The sequence below is a fragment of the Shimazuella sp. NTD250 genome (assembly GCF_059510375.1).
Genome location: NZ_JCAJZS010000007.1, coordinates 148,977 through 162,937 on the forward strand (window position 1 = coordinate 148,977; position 13,961 = coordinate 162,937).

General features: G+C 40.8%; 20 protein-coding genes. 13 read left to right on the plus strand and 7 right to left on the minus strand.

The window, feature by feature from the left end; genetic code table 11:
- Window positions 1-19 precede the first annotated feature (19 nt).
- The 7 genes from AC5WOF_RS16630 (at window position 20) to AC5WOF_RS16660 (ending at window position 3,814) form a co-directional block, all read left to right on the plus strand.
- Window positions 20-382 carry a RusA family crossover junction endodeoxyribonuclease gene (locus tag AC5WOF_RS16630; RefSeq protein ID WP_496051073.1) on the plus strand — a complete coding sequence of 121 codons (363 nt, stop codon included), beginning with the start codon at window positions 20-22 and terminating at the stop codon, window positions 380-382.
- Window positions 383-560: 178 nt separating this feature from the next.
- Window positions 561-980, plus strand: coding sequence for an ArpU family phage packaging/lysis transcriptional regulator (locus tag AC5WOF_RS16635; RefSeq protein ID WP_496051074.1), 420 nt, complete (start codon window positions 561-563; stop codon window positions 978-980).
- 117 nt (window positions 981-1,097) lie between these two features.
- The gene (locus tag AC5WOF_RS16640; protein ID WP_496051075.1) at window positions 1,098-1,382 is read left to right on the plus strand and encodes an ArsR/SmtB family transcription factor; all 285 of its coding nucleotides are present in this window, start codon (window positions 1,098-1,100) and stop codon (window positions 1,380-1,382) included.
- 75 nt (window positions 1,383-1,457) lie between these two features.
- A complete protein-coding gene (locus AC5WOF_RS16645) occupies window positions 1,458-2,510 on the plus strand; it encodes a flavin-containing monooxygenase (protein ID WP_496051076.1) in 1,053 nt (350 codons plus the stop codon).
- Window positions 2,511-2,637: 127 nt separating this feature from the next.
- Window positions 2,638-3,084, plus strand: coding sequence for a MarR family winged helix-turn-helix transcriptional regulator (locus AC5WOF_RS16650; RefSeq protein WP_496051077.1), 447 nt, complete (start codon window positions 2,638-2,640; stop codon window positions 3,082-3,084).
- Between the two features lie 71 nt (window positions 3,085-3,155).
- Window positions 3,156-3,581 (plus strand): ArsI/CadI family heavy metal resistance metalloenzyme, encoded by a 426-nt coding sequence (locus AC5WOF_RS16655; RefSeq protein WP_496051078.1) that lies wholly within the window; start codon window positions 3,156-3,158, stop codon window positions 3,579-3,581.
- Between the two features lie 35 nt (window positions 3,582-3,616).
- Entirely contained in the window at window positions 3,617-3,814 is a 198-nt protein-coding gene (locus AC5WOF_RS16660) for a hypothetical protein (RefSeq protein WP_496051079.1), read from the plus strand.
- A 69-nt stretch (window positions 3,815-3,883) separates the two neighbouring features.
- Here the strand turns inward: AC5WOF_RS16660 and arsC are convergent, their stop codons facing one another.
- The 3 genes from arsC to AC5WOF_RS16675 all read right to left on the minus strand — a co-directional run bounded on the left by arsC (window position 3,884) and on the right by AC5WOF_RS16675 (window position 5,744).
- A complete protein-coding gene (arsC, locus tag AC5WOF_RS16665; RefSeq protein ID WP_496051080.1) occupies window positions 3,884-4,306 on the minus strand; it encodes an arsenate reductase (thioredoxin) in 423 nt (140 codons plus the stop codon).
- Window positions 4,299-5,354, minus strand: coding sequence for an ACR3 family arsenite efflux transporter (gene arsB, locus AC5WOF_RS16670; protein WP_496051119.1), 1,056 nt, complete (start codon window positions 5,352-5,354; stop codon window positions 4,299-4,301). The genes arsC and arsB overlap by 8 nt, the downstream gene beginning before the upstream one ends.
- Before the next feature lie 63 nt (window positions 5,355-5,417).
- A complete protein-coding gene (locus AC5WOF_RS16675; protein ID WP_496051081.1) occupies window positions 5,418-5,744 on the minus strand; it encodes an ArsR/SmtB family transcription factor in 327 nt (108 codons plus the stop codon).
- A gap of 482 nt (window positions 5,745-6,226) precedes the next feature.
- On the opposite strand from AC5WOF_RS16675, the gene AC5WOF_RS16680 reads away from it, so the two are divergent.
- Both AC5WOF_RS16680 and AC5WOF_RS16685 read left to right on the plus strand, forming a co-directional pair.
- Window positions 6,227-7,210 (plus strand): DNA-methyltransferase, encoded by a 984-nt coding sequence (locus AC5WOF_RS16680; RefSeq protein WP_496051082.1) that lies wholly within the window; start codon window positions 6,227-6,229, stop codon window positions 7,208-7,210.
- Window positions 7,197-7,631: a hypothetical protein gene (locus tag AC5WOF_RS16685; RefSeq protein WP_496051083.1), complete on the plus strand. Its 435-nt coding sequence runs from the start codon at window positions 7,197-7,199 to the stop codon at window positions 7,629-7,631. Before AC5WOF_RS16680 ends, AC5WOF_RS16685 begins: the two co-directional genes overlap by 14 nt.
- Before the next feature lie 30 nt (window positions 7,632-7,661).
- Here AC5WOF_RS16685 and AC5WOF_RS16690 read toward each other — a convergent pair whose 3' ends face one another.
- A complete protein-coding gene (locus tag AC5WOF_RS16690; protein WP_496051084.1) occupies window positions 7,662-7,859 on the minus strand; it encodes a hypothetical protein in 198 nt (65 codons plus the stop codon).
- A 202-nt stretch (window positions 7,860-8,061) separates the two neighbouring features.
- On the opposite strand from AC5WOF_RS16690, the gene AC5WOF_RS16695 reads away from it, so the two are divergent.
- Window positions 8,062-8,544 carry a GNAT family N-acetyltransferase gene (locus AC5WOF_RS16695; RefSeq protein ID WP_496051085.1) on the plus strand — a complete coding sequence of 161 codons (483 nt, stop codon included), beginning with the start codon at window positions 8,062-8,064 and terminating at the stop codon, window positions 8,542-8,544.
- A gap of 153 nt (window positions 8,545-8,697) precedes the next feature.
- Here AC5WOF_RS16695 and AC5WOF_RS16700 read toward each other — a convergent pair whose 3' ends face one another.
- The 3 genes from AC5WOF_RS16700 to AC5WOF_RS16710 form a co-directional block, all read right to left on the minus strand.
- On the minus strand, window positions 8,698-9,096 hold the full coding sequence (locus AC5WOF_RS16700) for a hypothetical protein (RefSeq protein WP_496051086.1): 399 nt from the start codon (window positions 9,094-9,096) through the stop codon (window positions 8,698-8,700).
- A gap of 206 nt (window positions 9,097-9,302) precedes the next feature.
- The gene (locus tag AC5WOF_RS16705; protein ID WP_496051087.1) at window positions 9,303-9,698 is read right to left on the minus strand and encodes a hypothetical protein; all 396 of its coding nucleotides are present in this window, start codon (window positions 9,696-9,698) and stop codon (window positions 9,303-9,305) included.
- A gap of 147 nt (window positions 9,699-9,845) precedes the next feature.
- Window positions 9,846-10,226: a hypothetical protein gene (locus AC5WOF_RS16710; RefSeq protein ID WP_496051088.1), complete on the minus strand. Its 381-nt coding sequence runs from the start codon at window positions 10,224-10,226 to the stop codon at window positions 9,846-9,848.
- A gap of 127 nt (window positions 10,227-10,353) precedes the next feature.
- Between AC5WOF_RS16710 and AC5WOF_RS16715 the strand changes: the two genes are divergently transcribed.
- The 3 genes from AC5WOF_RS16715 to AC5WOF_RS16725 are packed head-to-tail and all read left to right on the plus strand — an operon-like array spanning window position 10,354 to window position 13,955.
- Window positions 10,354-11,667 (plus strand): DNA-packaging protein, encoded by a 1,314-nt coding sequence (locus tag AC5WOF_RS16715; protein WP_496051089.1) that lies wholly within the window; start codon window positions 10,354-10,356, stop codon window positions 11,665-11,667.
- A 12-nt stretch (window positions 11,668-11,679) separates the two neighbouring features.
- The gene (locus tag AC5WOF_RS16720) at window positions 11,680-13,101 is read left to right on the plus strand and encodes a phage portal protein (RefSeq protein WP_496051090.1); all 1,422 of its coding nucleotides are present in this window, start codon (window positions 11,680-11,682) and stop codon (window positions 13,099-13,101) included.
- On the plus strand, window positions 13,098-13,955 hold the full coding sequence (locus AC5WOF_RS16725; protein ID WP_496051091.1) for a phage head morphogenesis protein: 858 nt from the start codon (window positions 13,098-13,100) through the stop codon (window positions 13,953-13,955). The genes AC5WOF_RS16720 and AC5WOF_RS16725 overlap by 4 nt, the downstream gene beginning before the upstream one ends.
- Window positions 13,956-13,961: the final 6 nt, after the last annotated feature.

Consider the following 13,961-nt stretch of genomic DNA (forward strand, 5'->3'; position numbering starts at 1 on the left):
AAACGCGCAGGTGGTGTATTTGGAGAAGCCTAGCAGAATTCAGTTCATTGTACCGGGGAGAGCCGTTCCAGCAGTGAGAATGACACAAAAAAGCAAATGGATCAATACACAAGCAAAACGGTATTTAGCATATAAAGAGGAAGTGAAATGGCGGGCTGAGCTCGCCACCTCTCAAAAATTAAAGGGAGATATACAAGTAGAAATCCAAGTCTACCTAAGAGGAAAACGCAGGATGGATATCGATAATATCGCCAAGAGCTTACTAGATGGGTGCAACAGCATCTGTTATGACGATGACAGCCAAGTAACCTATCTTCAGATTCATCGTGTAGCAAACATAGAGGAACAACGAGTAGAACTCACCTTGAAACAAGCAAATTAGTATATTGAACAACTAGACGAAATAATTGAGGTGGCAATCATGAAGGTCAAAGTAGCAAAGCATTATTGCAAAGGATGTATTTGGCTTTCTCTTGAGAAATCGTGCCCATTCAAGCGATGTGTGAAACGCTTTGGTTGGTCTATTGACAGAAAATAAAGATGAGAGAGGTGTTAAAAGGATGGATAGCAAACTTACAATCATACGATATCGGAAACCGTCTTACAAGAAAATAGTAGAACGTATACTAAGAGAATATCCGATTTTAAAGAAATCTATAGTGGAAGATGAACCCTATCTTTATCCATCCTGTACAACATTTAAGGGAGAACGAATTGGAAAAGCTTATAGTGAGTACGTATCCTCGACAGAGCAATATGGCATTCGACGAGCAGAAAAACAAATGAAAGTAAAAAAATTAGAACAAGCATTACAAGTGTTAAGCATGGATGAGAAAAAGTTAATTGAAAAACGATATTTTAATTTAAATGCTTTTACTGATGAAATTATACATGAACAATTGGGATGGAGTAAGAGAAGTTACTATCGGATAAAAAAGAATGCACTTTATAAGCTAGCGATTCTTTTGAATCTTATCTAATATGATTACTTTTGTTGAGAGGAAAGTCCTCTCTTTTTTTATTTTGTTGACAAAACAACGGTGTTTAAATTACACTTCATATATCGTTATTTAACGATATATGAAGGGAGGGATATCATGTTAGACGAAGAAATTCATTTATTCCTTAAAGCGTTAGCCAGCGAAAAAAGGCAGGAGATGATGTTTTTATTTTTAGAGAAGGGAGAGATAACTGTAAACGAGGTGGCAGAACGAATTGGAATCGGTCAGTCGACTGCTTCCGAACAATTAGCGATTTTAAAAAGAGCGGGAATATTGCTTTCGCGTAAGGAAGGAAAAGAAGTCTATTATTTTCCTAACAAATCGAATGTGATGAAGCTCTTACAACGTTTTACTTCTATCATCTCAGATTGTTGCAAATGAACATAACTCTACCTGAGATGTTCTTCTTTTTAAAAAACACATCGTTAAAAAACGATATAAGAAGGGGTTATTTTAATGGAAAAAATATTAGATTCGATTGTAATTGGTGCTGGTCAAGCAGGACTTGCTTCTGCCTATCATCTACAAAGGAGAAATATAGATTATTTGGTTCTCGAAGCTGGTAAGCAAACCGCAGGATCTTGGCCGAGTTACTACGATAGCTTAACTCTGTTTTCACCTGCCAAATATTCTTCGCTTCCAGAGTATGCCTTTCCGGGTGATCCTGATCGATATCCTACAAAGGAAGAAGTGGTAACTTATTTAACTGATTATGCCAAACACTTTCACTTTCCTATTCGGACAGGGGAAAAAGTGAAAAGGGTTCAAAAAAAGGACAACTTTTTTCAAATCGAAACCGAATCTGGAAATCAATTCTTAGCGAAAACAGTAATTGCAGCTACTGGTGTTTTTTCTCATCCATTTCTACCAAACATTCAAGGAAAAGAACAATATAAAGGGAGGGTATTACACTCCTGCCACTATCGAAAGGTAGACGAATTCCAAAATCAACGAGTGGTAGTGGTTGGAGGTGGGAACTCAGCAGTTCAGATTGCATATGAACTGGCACAAGTTGCACTGGTCTCCATTGCTACTCGAAAACCCATCTCTTTTAGTCCACAGCGAATTTTGGGGAAAGACGTGCATTTTTGGTTAACGGTATCAGGCTTAGATCGTTTCTCACTTGGAAAAGGATTAGCAACCAAAGTTTCGGTACTCGATACAGGAATGTATCAAGAGGCAATCCATAATCAAAAACCAGACAGAAGAGAGATGTTTGTAACATTCACAGAGGAGGGAGTGAGGTGGAAAGATGGCACAATAGAAAAAATAGACGCTGTTATCTTTGGTACAGGATATCGTCCTAATGTTGCATATTTAGAATCACTTCCAAAAGCTTTGGACTCTCAAGGCAATCCCATTCAACAAAATGGAGTGAGTACTCATGTGGAAGGGCTGTATTTTGTTGGACTAAATGGGCAAAGGTCGTTTGCTTCTGCTACGCTTCGCGGGGTAGGAAAGGATGCAAAGTATGTGATTCAAAAAGCAAAATTTCTTCTCGATAGGTAAGATCGAATAAAATTATTTCAAAAAGTTGTTGACAGAGGAGAAGGGGAGATGTAGGATATAGACAAATAAATTACTTGCAATTTGCAAATAAACACTTGAAAAATCTGCGTTGAGAGGTGGTGATCTGGTGGAGAACGTGCGTGAATTGATTCACATCATGACTCGTCGTTTTGGCTTTTTAGACAAAAACTGTTGTAGCGTTGGAGACACAGACCTTTCTCTTACGCAAAGTCATATCCTTTACGAAATTGATCGTCAGCATCAACCATCAATGCAACAAATAGCAGAGACATTAGGGATGGATATCACTACCTTTAGCAGACAGGTCCAATCTCTCGTCAAAAGAAAATTAGTGAAAAAGACACCCTCTCCAGATGATCGAAGAGTAAGTATTCTTTCCCTTACTACAGAAGGAACTTTTATTGCCACCCTGATTGATCAAGAAATGAATCAGTATTTGGAAGAAGTTTTTGGTTATATGAGCGTGGAAGAGAAAGATATGGTTCTCCGCTCGATCAAACTCTTAAATGCAAGCATGGCAAAATCGAAGAAGTGCTGCAATCGAATTGGATAATGCTAGTCTTTTATCTAATATTTGCATTTTGCAACTAAATTTCCATTCTAAAAATAATAGGAGTGTTTCCGATGATTTTAAAACCCCATGTTGCCGTAAACGTAAGAAATTTGGATCAATCCGTACTCTTCTATACTAATTTATTTGGTGTCGACCCTGTGAAAGTGAAACCTGGCTATGCGAAGTTTGATCTGGAACAACCTGCACTCAACTTCACATTGAATGAAGGCGGTGAAATTTCTGGTGGCTTAAATCACTTGGGTATTCAAGTATCCTCGACAGAAGATGTTTTAAAAGCCAAAGAAAGACTTCAACAAGCAAACTTAGCGACTTTTGATGAGATGAATACCAACTGTTGTTATGCCAGACAAGATAAAATCTGGGTCACCAGTCCAGATGGTCATCGTTGGGAGGTATTTACGGTTCACGAAGACGTAGACCACAACGATGATGTAAAAAACACCAAAGAAACAAGTTCTTCTTGCTGCCAATCATAAAGAATGCACATATGAATAGGGGAGTGGCATCTACCATGCAAAGTTTCTATGAAATCGAACAACTAACGAAAATCAAACAGGAAGAAATGCGCCAAGATTTATGTAATCGATCCTCTATGATCAAACAAAATGGACATACCTCTTTATTCGGGAGAATTCAATCCTTTTTTCATCGACCGACCGTTTTACAAGAGGAAGTTTGTTGCATGGATCAGGTATGCTGTGCCAACTAAATAGAAAGTGAATGAGATATCTATAAACATAAAAGAGAGTCACTTCTATAGAAGGAAGTGACTCTTTGCTTATTTCTTGGATTTAGCAAACTGTTGAATACGAGCTTCGATTTCATCCCGTACTCGTTTGAAGACAGCCCATTTTTCTTCTTCTGTTCCTTGTGCTCTTGCTGGATCATCAAATCCCCAATGATCTCGTTGTACATGTGGGGGAGTCATCGGGCATTTATCATTGGCATCTCCGCAAAGTGTGATGACATAATCCGCTTTATTTAGTAACTCAGGATCAATGATATCTGAAGTCTGTTTGGAGATATCAATTCCTTTTTCCGCCATGACTTCAACTGCTTTTGGATTTAGTCCATGTGCTTCAATGCCTGCACTATATACTTCGAATTCATCTCCTAAATAATTCTTTCCAAATCCTTCTGCGATCTGACTTCTGCAAGAGTTTCCTGTGCAAAGGAAGTAAATGATTTTCTTTTTACTCATCGATAACCCTCCTTGATGGTACTTGAAAGTATTTCTTTCGAAACCAAAATGCAACGTTCACCAAACCAATAAGAACAGGTACTTCTACCAATGGCCCAATAACCGCTGCAAAGGCAGCTCCGGAGTTAATCCCAAATACTCCAATAGCAACTGCAATCGCCAATTCAAAGTTGTTACTTGCTGCTGTAAAAGAAAGAGAAACAGTTTGTGAATAATCTGCTCCCGCCTTTTTTCCCATATAAAAAGAGATAAAGAACATGATGACAAAATAAATCAGTAAGGGGACAGCGATTTGGAGAACATCCAATGGCAATTGTAGAAGCTGATTTCCTTTTAGAGAGAACATGACAAAGATGGTAAAGAGGAGAGCGATCAAGGTAATGGGACTGATCATGGGAATAAAACTTTTTTCATACCATTCTCGATCCTTTGCTTTTACTAGACTAAATCGAGTGATCATTCCAGCAACGAAGGGAATACCAAGGTAAATTAATACACTTTCGGCTACTTGCCCCATTGTGATATAAACAGTTTGCCCTTTAAGTCCAAGCCAAGTAGGAAAAATCGTAAGGAACAAATAAGCATAAACAGAATAAAAGAGAATTTGAAATACGGAGTTAAAGGCAACTAACCCTGCTGCATATTCTCGGTTTCCCTTTGCTAATTCATTCCAAACAATGACCATTGCAATACATCGTGCTAAGCCAATTAAAATCAAACCTACCATGTATTCGGGTTTATCTCGTAAAAAGATAAGAGCTAGGGCAAACATAAGGATCGGACCAATTACCCAGTTTTGAACAAGTGATAAACCGAGAATTCGCACGTTGCGAAAAACTTGCCACAGTTCTTCATATCGAACTTTTGCTAGAGGAGGATACATCATCAAAATCAAACCAATAGCAATGGGAATAGAGGTAGTTCCAGCCTGATATTGGGTTAGGCTTTTTATCATACTTGGAAAAAGTGAACCTGCTCCAATTCCAATGCCCATTGCAAGAAAAATCCAGAGTGTTAAATAGCGATCCAAGAACGAAAGTCTTCTCATCACTCCACTCATCGGGTCACAACCTTTCCATCAAAATAGATGAATATAGGCGATAATTGCAGTTTAGTTACAAAGAACACGAAGTCCCTTTTTCTTTAGTTCCTCGATTTCCTTCTGCATGTCTGGAAGTGTTCCTAAAATCGATTCAAAAAAGGGATAGCTGCTACCATCCAAGGAATAAAAAACCCATTGTCCATTTCGACGTTCCTTCACCAACTTTGCTGTTTTGAGTTTCCTCATGTGTTGAGAAACAGCAGGTTGACTAATTTGGAGGATTTCTACAATCTCACAGACACATAGCTCCTCTTCTTTTAGTAAGGAAAGGATGTGTAAACGAGTCTTATCTCCAAGGACTTTATGACATTCTGCTAACTGCTCCAGTTCTAACATGGTTCATCACCTCATTCATATATAAGCATATGCTTATATATTTGTCAAAATGATTTTAAATCATAACATTACGATATTGAAATATTTGAATATCCATTGGAAAGGTCTTAGATGGCAACTTTCTGGCATTATTTTGTCACCAAATTCCTTTAGATAGTTACTAATATAGTAATTGGAGTAGTCTATTTTTCTGCTAATCGACTTATCTCTTGTGGGGTAATGCCCACTTTTTTATGTTTCAGGGAGAGGAATAATATGCATATCTAAATTATACTAATAGAACAAATTAATCCAGCACCCTATAACCCAAGGATTGACCTAAAACCAAACGATGTGGAATATCAAAAACTCCAACGCTCTATTCAGGAGTTTGGCTATGTAGAGCCACTTGTCTGGAACAAACGACTGGTCATTTAGTAGGTGGACATCAGCGGTTTAAGATTTTAATAGATCAAGGGTTATCCGAAGTAGAATGTTCTGTTGTGGATCTAGATGAACAGAAAGAAAAAGCTCTTAACATTGCTCTTAACAAGATTAGTGGTGACTGGGATCTATTAAGATTAAAAGATTTACTGGAAGAGTTAGATGTAGGTGACTTTGATGTAGAGTTGACCGGATTCGATCACGATGAAATTGAGGATTTGATGACGCAATTCTTTGTTGAAGCTGATCCAGAAGAAGATGACTTTGATGTAAAGGAAGAGTTAGAAAGTATAGAAGAACCCATCACTCAAAAGGGAGATATCTGGGTACTTGGCAATCATCGTCTTATTTGTGGTGATGCAACTTTTACAGAAACTTTCCAACGATTAGTGAAGAATCAAGTGGTAGACATGGTCTTTACTGATCCACCTTATAATGTCGATTATACAGGAAAAACAAAGGAAGCTCTTAAAATTCAAAACGATAAAATGAACAATAGTCAGTTCTATCAATTTCTATATGATGCCTTTACCAATATGATTGCCGTCACTCAGCTAGGTGGCGGTATTTATATTTGTCACGCAGATAGCGAAGGAATCAACTTTCGCACTGCGATGGTAGATGCAGGTTGGGAGTTAAAACAATGCATCATTTGGGCGAAAAATGCGATGGTTCTCGGTAGGCAAGATTATCATTGGCAACATGAGCCTATCCTCTATGGATGGAAGCCCGGTGCAAGTCACCAATGGCATGGGGATCGAAAGCAAACCACGCTTTGGAATATCGATAGACCATCTCGGAACAAAGATCACCCGACGATGAAACCCATTGGTATTCCTGCAAAGGCAATACAAAACTCCTCCAAACAAGGAGACATTATTCTTGATCCTTTTCTTGGTTCCGGTTCTACCTTGATGGCAGCGGAACAAACAAACCGAGTCTGTTATGGGATTGAACTAGACCCAATCTACTGTGATGTGATTGTGAAAAGGTGGGAGGAGTATACGAATCAGAAAGCGGTGAAAGAAGGTGGCGAGACCTGAAAAATTAACGCCAGAAATACAACAGAAGATAGTGGACTCTCTTCGGATGGGTAACTATATCGAGACAGCATCTGCTTATGCAGGAATTAATAAAACGACACTATATGATTGGTTAAAACGTGGTGCAAGAGAGAAAAGAGGAAAGTATAAACAGTTTTCCAACGCAGTAGAAAAAGCAATGGCAGAAGCTGAAATGCGGGATGTCGCACTCATTGCACAAGCGGCAAAAGAGAACTGGCAGGCGGCTGCGTGGCGGCTAGAGCGAAAGTACCCGGCTCGTTGGGGCAGGAAGACACAGCACGAAGTTACAGGCAAAGACGGCAAGCCTGTGGAAATTACCAACTCCAAGCAACAGCTACTTGAAAAAATCAATGCCATCGTTCAGAAAAAGACGAGCCACGACGAGGAAAACCCGATCTAGGTCGGGCCCCCTTGTTGGATAGAAGGGAATTTATTCTACTTCTACATAGTTGGTGATGGTTGCTAGTGCTTCGTGGTAGTTTCCGCAAGCCATCACCTCTTTTGCCATTTTATTGGCTTGTTCCTGTTGCCCTGCTCTTCTTAGTGCTTGGCTGGCAAGTCCGATGAGGTTGAAGATATTTCCGTTTGCTCCGATTAATTTCGCTACAGGTTTCTGATTGGTTGTCATGGTTGTATTCCCCCTAGTTGTCGTGTGCCTTTTGGCATTGACATCATAGCTCTGTTATTGGTAGTAATCAACTAATTTATCAAATAATTCCTTAACGAAGTTTGAACGAAATAGAGATGGAGATGAATGAAGAGGCCACCATGATTATCCAGTTTGTGCTATATTAAAGTTTGAAAAGTTCTTTATATGTAAAGGATGAGAAATGATCGAGATACTTGAAATAAGCCAAAGAAAAGATTTTTTAGATGAAACCGTTAGAATATTTTGGGAGCAATGGGGGAATGAGCAAAACTACAAATTTTATCAAGATTGTATACTTCATTCATGCCGGACTACAGATGAAATCCCAAGATTTTACGTTGCACTGCTGAACGAATCTATCATTGGCACTTACGCATTATTAAGAAACGATCTCAACAGTCGTCAAGATTTATCCCCCTGGTTTGCTTGTTTATACGTCGATCCGGAGCATAGAGGGAAAAAAATTGGTTCCTATCTTCTTAAACATGCCCTTCAAGAGACTTATAAAAAAGGATATCAGAAACTTTATTTAACTACTGATCTAGAGGGTTATTACGAAAAATATGGCTGGACTCATACAACGGAAGCATATGGTTGTGTTAGCGGCAGATCGATGAAGGTATACGAAAAATCCACAAAGCAAAATAGTAGCTTACAAGAATGACTTGAGATCATTTTCTTTCTTATTTATCAAATAATTCCTTAATGAAGTTTGAACAGAATTTTGATGGAAATTAGATAGAGGAATCCCACGATTGTCCAAGGATACTCACGAGGAAAACCCGACCTAATCGGGTTTCTTTGCATGCCATGCGTTCTACAGGGAAAAGTTAGGCTTGCTTAAGGCTTGTATCAGTAAGTTTAGATGCAAGGGGTTGTTCGTCCAAGTTACGCCCCATCGATAGTCGTCGTTCCAGCTTAGGGAAGCGGTGATCGTGTATCCGATACCAAGCCCTGTCGCTGGTTGAACAGTCACCTTGATATCTGGTCCAGTTATAGCTTTTCCTTCGGCTATGTATCGTTCAATCGTTGGGCTGATTCGTTTTTTCGCTTCTTCTTCGTTATCGACTGCGTATTGGTAGAGGATACCGTCTAGTTCTCCTACTATGGTTTTTAGTTTGGAGCCAATGGCGTGAATTTGTTTGGGCTCCATTCCCTTTTGTTCGGCGTAGCTCCATTCTTGAAAAGTGTTCCGCAGGTTTTTTACTAATTCCATTTGATGTAATCCTCCTAGATGTAAGTGTTCTTCGCTTGCATGAACACATTAGCTCTGATTTTGGGATTAATCAACTATTTTATCAAATATTTCCTTAATGAATTTGGAACGAAAGTGGAATGGAGACTGGCGGAGAATTACACAGTATTATCCATTGGTGATCACAAGGAAAACCCGATCTAGTCGGGCTCCCTTTGGAAGGGGAGTTATAGTTTAAAGTTGGGATGGAGCAAGGCTTGTAAAAGTATGTTTACAGCTATTGGATCAGCTTCGTAGGTGAAGAAAAGTCCTTCAAAGGTGTTTCCGGTTTGGTAAGGCATGACGTAAAGGTTATATCCTTTTTCGCATTCGTCTTCAAACGTTTCGATTCGAATGCTGATGCCGTCCCCGATGAGGTATCTGTCATATTTCATTGCTTGTTTCTTTCGTCTTTCCACCATAGGGCTGAATCGTTTGGTAAATTCGTGGGGATTTTCAATTCGGTATTCAAAAATTTGCTCATTAAGTTTCGAACCTAGTTCGTGAATCTGTTCCTTGGTGTTGTTGTAATTTTTGATGGTAGCTTGCTTCAAAATGTCTCTTACTTGGTGTGCAATATTCATGGTGTGTTCCTCCTGATGTAGGCGTTCTTTGCTTGCATGAACACATTAGCTCTGTTTAAAGGATGAAGTAACCAAAATTATAAAAATATTCCTTAATAAAATTTAGACGTAAAACAAAAAAAAGCTCGGTTTTTACCGAGCATTCCTTTATAAATAGTTCGGTATCTCGTAGCCCATCTCAAATAGTTTTTTGCTATCTGCGGGGAGTAGGAGCCAATAGTGGTTGTCATCTCCTACGAGAATATTCGTAGGAAGGTGGTCGAGGTTTTGGGCATTTACCGCATACTCCAAATGGCGAAATCGGTAAATGGGACCGAGTAAATTCAAATCGTCTCGGGTGATTTTCTCCCCTTCCGATTCGATATCGATAAGGTAATCTTCCTCTGCTATTAATCTTCTCGCGTGTCTTGGTTCGGCTGCGCAGTATTGGAAATCTTCATTTACAATTACGACGAATTGTTGTTTGTTGTAGTACATGAAGTGGTACGCTTCTACTTTACTGGGGAATAGTTTTACTCGTGTTTTCATGGTGTTCCTCCTAGGTGTGTGCTTGCCTATCGCTTAGGCACACACAGATTACCTCTGTGTTTCGGCTTAATCAACCAATTATGAGAAAATATTCCTTAATAAAATTTGTCTGCAAAGTGTGATGAATATGGAGCTATCAAGAACGGAAAACGAATCCATAGCGATGCAAGTGAGCCAGCTTCTGGAGGACGAACGGAGGCAACTGTTGGATGCATTATCCAACGAGGAAGCAAATGCCCTTTTGTATCAATGGGGATTTTGGGCTCGACCTAATCAACTTCCTCCAAAGGGAAACTGGCGGACATGGCTCTTACTAGCCGGACGTGGCTTTGGAAAAACCAGAACAGGGGCAGAGTATATCATCGAGCAAATCAGGACAGAGAAAGCCACACGAGTGGCTCTCGTTGCGCCTACACCAGCAGATGCAAGGGATGTCATGATTCAAGGAGAGAGTGGCATCTTAACAATCAGCCCGCCTTGGTTTATGCCGAAGTATGAGCCTTCGAAGCGCAGGATTACATGGCCGAATGGAGCGATTGCTACTATCTACTCTGGTGCACATCCGGATCAACTACGGGGACCGCAGCACGAACTGGCATGGGCGGATGAACTTGCAGCGTGGAAGTATCCGCAAGAGACATGGGACATGCTTATGTTTGGACTTCGGTTAGGTACAAACCCAAGGGTAGTCGTCACCACCACACCCAAGCCGATCCCTGTGGTGCAGTCGCTTGTAAAAGCACAGACAACAGCGGTAACCAAGGGTTCAACGTTTGATAACGCAGTAAACCTAGCTCCTGCCTTCTTGGAACAAATCGTGACCAAGTATGAAGGAACTCGTTTGGGAAGACAGGAGTTGTATGCGGAGATCTTGGACGATGTGCCAGGAGCTTTGTGGAAGCGTCAAATGCTGGAGGATACACGGGTGGGAGAACATCCAGAGTTGATACGAGTCATCATTGGAATCGATCCAGCTGCAACGGAAAATGAGGAATCGGATGAAACGGGCATTGTAGTAGTTGGCAAAGGGGTGGATGGACATGCCTATGTCTTAGATGATCTTTCTCTGCATGCTTCTCCGGATGGTTGGGCACGAACAGCAGTTACTGCCTACTATAACTACGAAGCGGATCGGATAGTCGCAGAGATCAACAACGGTGGGGATATGGTGGAGCATACGATCCGAACTGTAGACAAAACAGTGTCCTACAAAAAGGTACATGCCAGTAGAGGGAAACTCACAAGAGCAGAACCGATTGCTGCTTTGTATGAGCAAGGGAAGGTGCATCATGTAGGAAGCTTCGGGACACTAGAAGATCAGATGTGTACATGGGCTCCGAGTCAGATGCAGTCCCCTGACCGAATGGATGCACTAGTTTGGGCATTAACGGAATTGATGTTAAAGAAGGACAAACCAACGGTGAAAGCAAGAGTGGTCTAGGAGGTGATCATCGTGGACAAACCAGCAGTCAAAGCCTATGTATTAAAGAACGGAGATGTACTATCCACCAATTATCTCCAGCAGTATGCAGTAAAACAATCCAAGCAAATACCAGAAGATGTATTTGGTTCAGAGTATGGAAAAACAGGGATTATTGCTCCTCTCTATCACCCAGAAGCATTGGCAAAATTAATGGAAATGAACACCTATCATTATCGGGCTGTGAAAACTAAGGCACGAGATACCGTAGGACTTGGATGGTCATTGGTTCCTGCATCAGAGAAGTCAAATGAAGCTCAGAAAGATACAGTGATGTCATTTCTCCAATCTCCTCATCCTGAAGAAACTTTGGAAGAGATTCTCACCAAGTGGATGGAAGATTACGAAGCGACAGGGAATGGATACTTAGAACTCATTCGAGGAAAAGATATCTTGGAAGGACTGGAACATATCCCTGCTCATACAATGCGAAGGCATCGGGATGATGTCTTATTTGTCCAGATACGAGGAGCCAAAAGACGCTGGTTCAAACGAGCAGGTGCACCTTGGGATGTGGATTATGAAACGGGAGAGAAGGTTTCACTGGGAGGGCTGACACTAGAACGAAGAGCCACCGAAGTTCTCCATATATTAAATTACTCCACTCGTTCGGATTACTATGGTTCTCCAGATGTGCTTCCTGCTTTGGGAGCGATCTTAGGAGATCAAGAAAGAGCAGAGTTTAATATCGATTTCTTTGAAAACCATGCCATTCCAGCTTATGCGGTAACCGTAAGTGGAGCCGATTTGGATGAACAAACAGAGAACATGATCAAACAATACTTTCAGAGAGACTTAAAAGATAATCGGCATGCCACACTGGTTCTTACGGCATCGGGTGGAGATGGAGAAAAAGTAGAATTTAAATTTGAGGCTCTTTCGGTAGATGTGAAAGAAGCCTCTTTTCGTTTGTATCGAAAAGATAATCGAGATGAAGTCTTGTCTGCTCATGGTGTCCCACCCTATCGGGCAGGAATTGCAGAGGAAGGATCACTTGGAGGTTCTACTGCAGTAGAATCCACTGAGATTTATAAACAATCCATCCTGTGGCCGAGACAGAACATGGTAGAAGCAAGATTGAACAAACACATCCTGCGTGATGCTTTTGGTGTAACGGATTGGAAGCTGGAGTTTCATGAGATCGATACTCGTGATGAAGCAAGGGAAACGGATGTATATACCAAACTCTTTGCGATGGGGGCCATTACATCCAATAAGATTCGAGAGAACATGGGCGAGGAACGTATCGACCATCCGATCATGGATACTCCTTTTATCGGTGGAGTTCCCATTTATCAGTTGGGGAATAGTTCTCCACAAGTTACCCAGAATCCTGATTTGATAGCAGAAATCAAGAGTTTGCATCGTAAGTTACTGGAAGTGGTGATCAAATGAACCAGAAAGCAGAACGCATGCTGGAGGAGATCACCACTTTTTTGTGCAGTTGTGGAGAGTTTCCAGCCTTCAAGGGAGTAGATGAGGCGACACTCGTAGCAGAGCAAAAGCTGGAGAAAGAATTATTTCGTTTATTTGTTGGAGTAGAGAATCGACTTCTTTCCCGTTTGGTGTATCTGGGGTATGTCCCACAAGATGCGGAACGAAGGAAAGTGTTTGTAGAAGAATTTCTGAAACATCTGTATGACGAGGTTGCAGCAGTGATTGTGAACAATGCTATGAGCAGTGCGAAAAGAGGTCGTTTTCTTGCCTTTGATGATCTGGAGGAAAATGGCGTCCGCTTTTCTTACACTGAATTTGATCGTTGGACCTATGATCGACTACGAAGAAAGTTTTATACCTTTAGCCAAGATACAGCGAAGCGCATTATCGGAGATATTGAAGGGAACCTAGCCAACTCTTATCAACAGGGACTAGGGATTGATCAGGCAGCAGAAGCATTACGAAAAGAATTTACAGAAATTCGAGATTACCGTCTTCGCTTGATTGATCGAACGGAGATCAACTCCGCACAAAATGAAGGGATACAAGTTACACTGGAAGACTTGAGTGTTCCATACAAACAATGGCTCACTGCTAGAGATACACGAGTGAGAGGGTACAAACCAGCGGATAAAGCTAATCATGTGAAGATACATGGGGAGGTGGTAAGGCTAAATGAGCGTTTCTCCAATGGTCTGTTTATTCCCGGAGATCGAACAGGAAGAATAGAGGAGTGGATCAACTGTCGGTGTCGGATTCGTCCTTATATACCAAGAAATGGAGAGGCTATCCTTTCTACACCTTACCGATAGAAAAAG

What these genes read in the sequence shown, in the direction of transcription:
- AC5WOF_RS16645 (WP_496051076.1), top strand. Translation starts at nt 1,458, where the DNA reads ATGGAAAAAATATTAGATTCGATTGTAATTGGTGCTGGTCAAGCAGGA.
- AC5WOF_RS16660 (WP_496051079.1), top strand. Translation starts at nt 3,617, where the DNA reads ATGCAAAGTTTCTATGAAATCGAACAACTAACGAAAATCAAACAGGAA.
- AC5WOF_RS16700 (WP_496051086.1), bottom strand. Translation starts at nt 9,096, where the DNA reads ATGGAATTAGTAAAAAACCTGCGGAACACTTTTCAAGAATGGAGCTAC.
- AC5WOF_RS16705 (WP_496051087.1), bottom strand. Translation starts at nt 9,698, where the DNA reads ATGAATATTGCACACCAAGTAAGAGACATTTTGAAGCAAGCTACCATC.
- AC5WOF_RS16690 (WP_496051084.1), bottom strand. Translation starts at nt 7,859, where the DNA reads ATGACAACCAATCAGAAACCTGTAGCGAAATTAATCGGAGCAAACGGA.
- AC5WOF_RS16710 (WP_496051088.1), bottom strand. Translation starts at nt 10,226, where the DNA reads ATGAAAACACGAGTAAAACTATTCCCCAGTAAAGTAGAAGCGTACCAC.
- AC5WOF_RS16725 (WP_496051091.1), top strand. Translation starts at nt 13,098, where the DNA reads ATGAACCAGAAAGCAGAACGCATGCTGGAGGAGATCACCACTTTTTTG.
- AC5WOF_RS16655 (WP_496051078.1), top strand. Translation starts at nt 3,156, where the DNA reads ATGATTTTAAAACCCCATGTTGCCGTAAACGTAAGAAATTTGGATCAA.
- AC5WOF_RS16640 (WP_496051075.1), top strand. Translation starts at nt 1,098, where the DNA reads ATGTTAGACGAAGAAATTCATTTATTCCTTAAAGCGTTAGCCAGCGAA.
- AC5WOF_RS16715 (WP_496051089.1), top strand. Translation starts at nt 10,354, where the DNA reads ATGGAGCTATCAAGAACGGAAAACGAATCCATAGCGATGCAAGTGAGC.
- arsB (WP_496051119.1), bottom strand. Translation starts at nt 5,354, where the DNA reads ATGAGAAGACTTTCGTTCTTGGATCGCTATTTAACACTCTGGATTTTT.
- AC5WOF_RS16695 (WP_496051085.1), top strand. Translation starts at nt 8,062, where the DNA reads ATGATCGAGATACTTGAAATAAGCCAAAGAAAAGATTTTTTAGATGAA.
- AC5WOF_RS16675 (WP_496051081.1), bottom strand. Translation starts at nt 5,744, where the DNA reads ATGTTAGAACTGGAGCAGTTAGCAGAATGTCATAAAGTCCTTGGAGAT.
- arsC (WP_496051080.1), bottom strand. Translation starts at nt 4,306, where the DNA reads ATGAGTAAAAAGAAAATCATTTACTTCCTTTGCACAGGAAACTCTTGC.
- AC5WOF_RS16635 (WP_496051074.1), top strand. Translation starts at nt 561, where the DNA reads ATGGATAGCAAACTTACAATCATACGATATCGGAAACCGTCTTACAAG.